Origin of the sequence: Hymenobacter puniceus, from assembly GCF_014333525.1 — a bacterium.
Taxonomy (GTDB): Bacteria; Bacteroidota; Bacteroidia; order Cytophagales; family Hymenobacteraceae; genus Hymenobacter.
Genome location: NZ_JACSCX010000011.1, coordinates 64,089 through 70,738, shown reverse-complemented (window position 1 = coordinate 70,738; position 6,650 = coordinate 64,089). Strand labels below are relative to the sequence as shown.

The window sequence follows — 6,650 nt, the reverse complement described above, 5'->3', positions numbered from 1 at the left end:
GAAATAGAACAGAAAGAGCGGACTGCTGAAAACCATACGAGCAACGGAAACCGGGAAAAGAGCGGCCGAAAATACAGCTTTACCCATTGCCATAAACCAAAAAAAAGCCGACCCCGTCGGGGTCGGCTTTTTCTGCCGCTGATTGCGCAGCCAAAGGAGCTAGTGCTTGCCTTTGCCGTGGCCTTTGCCATTTCCGTTGCCATTGCCGTAGCCGAGTTTCTTGGCCTGGCCCGGAGGCAATCCTTTACCGCTTTCCAAGCGCTTCACCTGGCCCGGCGGTAGGCTGGCCGGATACTGCTGGCGGTGGCGTCCAATCAACGACCAGGGCTGGCTGCCCCGGTAATCTATCACTACCGGGTGGAAACTGCTGGGATTGTAGCCGCTGATGCTGCGCACACGGGTCCAGCGGCCGTCGCGCTGCACGATATACTGCTGGTCGCGCAGATCGTAGTAGCCGCCGTACTCGGGCACGTAATAGTATTGCGTGCCGGCCGGCGCGGCGGGGCCCCAGCTTGGTGGATTGATATTGATGTTCACCTGAGCCTGAGCGGTGTGCGTCAGGCCCTGCAGCGAAAGCGCCAGCAGACCTGAAAGTGCCAGTTTGGGAAGGAATTTCATGAGAGAACGAAAAAGAAGCGAGAGAAATAAATATCTGAGGTATTGCCCTTAACGGCAGCACTATGCCACAGGTTGAGCAGGCTCAAAACACCCGCCCGCGGCCGCCCCGGTTGCTGCCCGGAGCTGGCTGGCCAAGCTGAGCTGGCTGATTGGCCTGACCATAGTTGCCACGGCTGTCCTGATTATTGCGGGGACTCGGGTAGTCGCGGCTGTCGTCGCGGCCGTTGGAGTTGTTGCGGTAGTTGCCGTTCGGGCGTCCGTAAGCCGATGGAGGGTTTTGCTCGTACCGGGGGCGGCCAGTGTTGTAGCCGTTGCTGTTGTAGCCAGTATCGTTGTAGCCATTGCGGTAGCCGCTATATCCGCCGTAAGGATTTGCCACGTAGCCGTGGCCAGGCCAGTTGTTGCCGTAGTAGCGGCCGGGGCGCACGCCCCACCGGTCGCAGTAGGCATGGTGGTCTTGCAGGTAGCCCCACGGCTGCCGCCCCACGTACTGAATCACGACGGGATGGAAAAAGCGTGGGTCGTAGCCGGCAAAGCGCCGGGGGAGCATCGGCGCACTCACCCAGGAGTTGTAATACGGGTCGAAAAATAAGTAGGAGCGGCTGTAGAGGTCGTAGTAGCCGTCTATTTCCGGGAGGTAGTAGTACTGCACCTCAGGACCTACGGCCGGAGCCCAGGCCGGAATGCCGGGGCCATAGCCGTAGCCGCCCTGGGCCTGAGCAGTCGGGCTGTGCAGCAGCAAGCCCAGTCCCAGCAGTACTAAACCCGATTTCAGGAAGTGTTTCATAAGGCAGGGCAAAAAAGGAGTGTACCCGCACCTAGGCAAGAACAACGCCAAACCCCATTCCCGCAGCAGCCATCAACTCCCGCCACCCAGCCGCAACTTTAGCGCCGGACGGGACATTTCGGGCGGCTACGTTGTTACAGACCGTCTGCCCCCGCTGTACCGGGCGGCTGCCCCGGGCCGGCGGCGCTAAAACTGCTGGCAAATAAACTATTGGGGGTAGCCTGCCGGGCGCGTTTTGCGTACTTTTGCAGACTTATCCGCTTCGTTGCTGCATGGCCAAAAAATCAACCGTCGCTTCTGTTTCTTCCCCCGCTGCCGCCAAACCGGCGGTAGCCAAAGCTCCCCGTCCGGCCAAAGCAACGAAGCCCGCCGTGGCCGTTGCTGAAGCAGAAGTTCGGCCGGCTCCCAAGCCCGCCAAAGCTCCGAAAGCGGCTCCATCTCCGAAAGCCGCTGCCGCTGCCGTTGCCGACAACGCCACCGGGCACGGCACCGCCGCCGTGCAGGCCGTGCCGCGCCAGGAGCAGGTGAGCGAGGCGGTGCTGGAAAACCAGGCCCGCATTCAGGGCCAGCTTCTCGGCCCGGCCGATCTGGAAGCACCCTACATTGAGGTGTACGGGGCCCGGGAGCACAACCTCAAGAACGTGTCCGTGAAGATTCCGCGCGGGCGGCTGGTGGTGTTTACGGGCATTTCAGGCTCGGGCAAGTCGTCGTTGGCATTTGATACGATTTATGCCGAGGGTCAGCGCCGCTACATGGAAACGTTTTCGGCTTACGCCCGCAGCTTCATGGGCGGGCTGGAGCGGCCCGATGTGGACAAGATTGAGGGCCTGTCGCCGGTAATCAGCATCGAGCAGAAAACCACCTCGCGCAACCCCCGCTCCACCGTGGGCACCATCACCGAGATTTACGACTTCCTGCGCCTGCTCTACGCCCGCACCGCCGAGGCCTTCAGCTACGCCACGGGCCAGAAAATGATCCGGCAGAGCGACGACCAGATCATCAACTACATCCTGAAAGAGTACGACAGCAAGAAGCTGGTGGTGCTGGCCCCGGTGGTAAAGGGCCGCAAAGGCCACTACCGCGAGCTGTTCCAGCAGGTGGCCAAGCTGGGCTTCACCAAGGTGCGCGTGGATGGCGAGCTGCTCGACCTCACGCCCAAGATGCAGGTGGACCGCTACAAAATCCACGACATCGAAATCGTCATCGATAGGCTGGTGGTGAAGGAGGAAGACCGGTTTCGCCTGTCGGGCTCGGTGCAGAACGCTCTGACCCAGGGCAAAGGCACCATGCTGGTGCTGGATGCCGACAAGAAGAAGGACAACACCCAGTTCTTCTCCCGCTTCCTGATGGATCCGGCCACTGGCATCGCCTACGACGACCCGGCGCCCAACACGTTCAGCTTCAACTCGCCCTACGGCGCCTGCCCCACCTGCAACGGCCTGGGCGAGGTGCAGGAAATCACCGAGGAAACGGTGATGCCCGACAAGAAGCTCAGCATCAGCCGCGGCGGTATTGCGCCTTTAGGCGAGTACCGGGACATCTGGATTTTTCAGCAGCTGGGGTTGATTCTCAAGAAAAACAAAGCCAGCCTCAGCACGCCCATCGAAAAACTGCCTACCGACCTGGTGGAGCGGCTGCTCTACGGCGTGCCCGAGGACGAGGACGCCGACCCCAAAAAAGCCAACTACTCCGAGCCCTTCGAGGGCATCATCCCTTTTCTGCGCCGCCAGATGGAGTCGGAGTCCGACAACATCCGGGAGTGGATTCAGCAGTACACCCAGGCCAAGGAGTGCCCCGAGTGCCACGGCTACCGCTTGAAAAAGGAGTCGTTGCACTTCAAGATTGCCGACCACCACATCGGGCAGCTGTCGGTGATGGACCTAAGCGAGCTGGCCGCGTGGTTTGAAGGGCTGGAAGACCGCCTTTCGGAGCGCCAGAACCTGATTGCGCGCGAGCTGCTGAAGGAAATCCGCAAGCGTATCGGCTTCCTGCTGGAAGTGGGCCTCGACTATCTGAACCTGCACCGCTCGGTGCGCACGCTCTCGGGCGGCGAGTCGCAGCGCATCCGCCTGGCCACCCAGATTGGTACCCAGCTGGTAGGCGTGCTTTACATCATGGACGAGCCCAGCATCGGCCTGCACCAGCGCGACAATGAGCGGCTCATCAAGGCCCTGCAGCACCTGCGCGACCTGGGCAACTCGGTGATTGTGGTGGAGCACGACAAGGACATGATCCTGCACGCCGACCACGTGCTGGACATCGGCCCCGGCGCGGGCATCCACGGCGGCCAGATTGTGGCTTCGGGCACGCCCTCCGAAATCTTTACCAGCGGCTCGCTCACCTCCCAGTACCTCAGCGGGCAGAAGCACATTGAGCTGCGCAAGAAAAAGCGCGCCGGCGAAGGCAATGAGCTGGTGCTGCGCGGGGCCAAAGGCCACAACCTCAAAAACGTGACGGCCAAGTTTCCGCTGGGCAAGCTGATTGCCGTGACGGGCGTGTCGGGCTCGGGCAAGTCCTCGCTCATTCATGATACGCTGTACCCCATCCTCAACCAGCACTTCTTCAACGCCAAGCGCGAGCCGCTGGCTTACGATAAGATTGAGGGCTTGGAGTTCATTGATAAGGTGATTGAGGTGGACCAGTCGCCGATTGGGCGCACGCCGCGCTCCAACCCGGCCACCTACACCGGCGTGTTCACCGAAATCCGCCAGCTGTTTGCCAACCTGCCCGAGGCCAAAATCCGCGGGTACGGACCGGGCCGCTTCTCCTTCAACGTGAAGGGCGGGCGCTGCGAAACCTGCGAGGGTGCCGGCATGCGCACCATCGAAATGAACTTCCTGCCCGACGTGCACGTGCCCTGCGAAACCTGCAAAGGCCGCCGCTACAACCGCGAAACGCTGGAAGTGCGCTTCAAAGGCAAGAGCATAACCGACGTGCTCGACATGACCGTGGAAAAGGCCGTGGAGTTCTTCGAGTTTCAGCCCCGCATCCTGCGCAAAATCCAGACGCTGAACGAAGTGGGCCTGGGCTACCTCACCCTGGGCCAGCAGGCCACCACGCTGAGCGGCGGCGAAGCCCAGCGCGTGAAGCTGGCCACGGAACTCAGCAAAAAGGACACCGGCAAGACGTTCTACATCCTCGACGAGCCCACCACCGGCCTGCACTTCGAGGATATCAACCACCTCTCCGTCGTCCTGCACAAGCTGGCCGATAAGGGCAACACCGTCCTCATCATCGAGCACAACCTTGACCTGATCAAGGTAGCCGACCACCTCATCGACATCGGGCCCGAGGGCGGCGGGGCGGGGGGCACCATCGTGGCCCAGGGCACGCCCGAGCAGGTAGCCAAGTCCGGCAAAGGCCACACCAGCCGCTTCCTGGCCGAGGAGCTGAAGCTGAGCCGGTACGCGGAGATGTAGAGCAGGACAGCACAAGATTAGGTTGTTGCTGACTCCCGACGCACGAAAAACGCGAAAGGCCCTTCATCCAGCGGATGAAGGGCCTCTTTATTATGCAAGCTAGCCAAGGTATTGGCGTAGTTGCTGCGCTGTTTACATCATGCCAGCATGGTCTTTCGACATGCCCAAGTGGTTGGCTACCACTGGAGTCGTCTTATCAATGAAGCCCTGCAGAGCTGCATCTTGCGTCATGGCGCGGTGCGCGGCCATTGTGTTGAGCGTTTTCTGATGGTCAACTACCATCTGGTCCATAAAGGCCTTTTCCAGCTCCTTGCCGGATAGTTTGCGCATGGCTGCCGCAATGGTTTTGTGCTCAGCGTCCATGTCAGTAGGGAGGGTCACGTTTTTCTGCTTGGCAATAGCCGTCAGATCTGCGGTTGACTTTGTGTGGTCAGTGACCATCATTTCGGCGTGGGTTTTAGCCATGCCGGTAGCACCTTTCTCCAGGACCAGCTTGCTGAGCTGAATCTCATTCTGATCGGAATGAGCTGCCGACATCATAAACTCCGGGTCGTCTTTATGAGGCGCCGTAGGACCGTTTGGGTCGCCGGCCGGAGCAGCCGCATTTGTGCCAGCCGAGTCATCATTTGTGGAGGGCGCTGATGCAACGCCCATTGTATCAGCACCGGCAACAGATTCGCCGTTGACCATCTCGTCGGCGTGGCGCTCATTGGAGCAGGCAGCAGCAGAAAGCAGCACGGTGGCGGCAGCTAGGTTTAAAAAAATGCGCTTCATGAGTGAGAGTTTTGGTGATGGTAAAATAAGTAATCAGGGTGTGGAGCTGCTGATTATACCATAGGTTGATAGATCAGCTAACGGTCTGCTTTCTAGCAAGGTTGCTACTGTTCAGTTGCGTTAAAAAAGGAAATGCCCGGTCTGCATAAAGCAAACCGGGCATTTCCTGCAGTAGTCTGAACGTCTGCTTACGGATTCGGAGCAGTAGCTGAATCAGCTGCCATAGCCGAATCGGCATCCGCCGTAACGGTAGGGCCCGCGTCGTTATCAATAACAGTAGCATCGGCCTCTACGCCGCCATTGCTGGCCGCTTCATCCATGGTTGATACAGCTTCGCCGGAAGTGCCGTCGGTGCGCTTATCGCCGCAGCTGCTGAAGGATAGAGCAGCCACTAAGAGTGCAAAAGAAAAAAAACGAGTTTTCATAAACAGGGGAATGATTGGGTGATAGGAAACAAAGAAAAATTATTTAGGAAGCTGGTCGGCCAACTTGTCGGCAGCATCCCGGTGCGTTTTGAGTGTTGGCAGATAAGTAGCCGCAAAGGCTCGTATGTCGCCATCATAGGCGTCTTCACTCATGTCATCAAAGTCATCGATACTGGCTTTGTGTACATCTTCGAGCAGTTCTACGTACCGGCGGTCGAAGGCCGCGCCAGTAAGAGCAGTAAGCTCGCCTACCGTCCTGGCCTGGTCGGCGCCAAGCCCTTTGGGTAGCACAATGCTTTTCTGGTTGGCTAGTTGGTTGAGTGCCGCCTGCATAGTGCCGTGCTGCCCCACTATCATCTGCGCCAAGTATTTCACGTCAGGAGAAGCCGCTTTGCGCTGGGCAAGCTGGCTGATTTCTGTATCCAGCATAGAGCGGCTGGCCGCTGTCACCAAGAATAGGGCGTCACGCTCTTGCTTCTCGGTCACGTTGGCGTCGCCGATGCGCTTTTCGTTCTGAAATTTGGCCTCTGCTACCGGATCCTTATTGCTTTCGGTGTTGCAGGCGCTTAAGGCAACCAGTAACACAGCTGCGGAATAAGTAGAAGAAAAACGCATAAGATCAGGGAT

At 59.1% G+C, this 6,650-nt stretch carries 6 protein-coding genes; 1 reads left to right on the top strand and 5 read right to left on the bottom strand.

Going from position 1 to position 6,650, the window contains the following annotated elements; all coding sequences use genetic code 11:
- Window positions 1-159: 159 nt before the first annotated feature.
- Both H8B14_RS20090 and H8B14_RS20085 read right to left on the bottom strand, forming a co-directional pair.
- Window positions 160-618, bottom strand: a complete 459-nt coding sequence (locus H8B14_RS20090; protein ID WP_187317463.1) for a hypothetical protein — start codon at window positions 616-618, stop codon at window positions 160-162.
- Between the two features lie 82 nt (window positions 619-700).
- A complete protein-coding gene (locus H8B14_RS20085; RefSeq protein ID WP_187317462.1) occupies window positions 701-1,405 on the bottom strand; it encodes a hypothetical protein in 705 nt (234 codons plus the stop codon).
- Window positions 1,406-1,677: 272 nt separating this feature from the next.
- Between H8B14_RS20085 and uvrA the strand changes: the two genes are divergently transcribed.
- A complete protein-coding gene (uvrA, locus tag H8B14_RS20080; RefSeq protein WP_261990113.1) occupies window positions 1,678-4,824 on the top strand; it encodes an excinuclease ABC subunit UvrA in 3,147 nt (1,048 codons plus the stop codon).
- Window positions 4,825-4,956: 132 nt separating this feature from the next.
- On the opposite strand, the gene H8B14_RS20075 is transcribed toward uvrA, so the two are convergent.
- The 3 genes from H8B14_RS20075 to H8B14_RS20065 all read right to left on the bottom strand — a co-directional run bounded on the left by H8B14_RS20075 (window position 4,957) and on the right by H8B14_RS20065 (window position 6,638).
- On the bottom strand, window positions 4,957-5,598 hold the full coding sequence (locus tag H8B14_RS20075; RefSeq protein ID WP_187317461.1) for a DUF4142 domain-containing protein: 642 nt from the start codon (window positions 5,596-5,598) through the stop codon (window positions 4,957-4,959).
- A 188-nt stretch (window positions 5,599-5,786) separates the two neighbouring features.
- Complete coding sequence (locus H8B14_RS20070; protein WP_187317460.1) at window positions 5,787-5,990, bottom strand: hypothetical protein; 204 nt, start codon at window positions 5,988-5,990, stop codon at window positions 5,787-5,789.
- Window positions 5,991-6,062: 72 nt separating this feature from the next.
- Window positions 6,063-6,638, bottom strand: a complete 576-nt coding sequence (locus H8B14_RS20065) for a DUF4142 domain-containing protein (RefSeq protein WP_187317459.1) — start codon at window positions 6,636-6,638, stop codon at window positions 6,063-6,065.
- Between the last annotated feature and the right edge of the window lie 12 nt (window positions 6,639-6,650).

Bases quoted from the DNA above. Each gene is read 5' to 3' on its own strand.
- H8B14_RS20065 (WP_187317459.1), bottom strand. From the start codon at position 6,638: ATGCGTTTTTCTTCTACTTATTCCGCAGCTGTGTTACTGGTTGCCTTA.
- H8B14_RS20075 (WP_187317461.1), bottom strand. From the start codon at position 5,598: ATGAAGCGCATTTTTTTAAACCTAGCTGCCGCCACCGTGCTGCTTTCT.
- H8B14_RS20085 (WP_187317462.1), bottom strand. From the start codon at position 1,405: ATGAAACACTTCCTGAAATCGGGTTTAGTACTGCTGGGACTGGGCTTG.
- H8B14_RS20090 (WP_187317463.1), bottom strand. From the start codon at position 618: ATGAAATTCCTTCCCAAACTGGCACTTTCAGGTCTGCTGGCGCTTTCG.
- uvrA (WP_261990113.1), top strand. From the start codon at position 1,678: ATGGCCAAAAAATCAACCGTCGCTTCTGTTTCTTCCCCCGCTGCCGCC.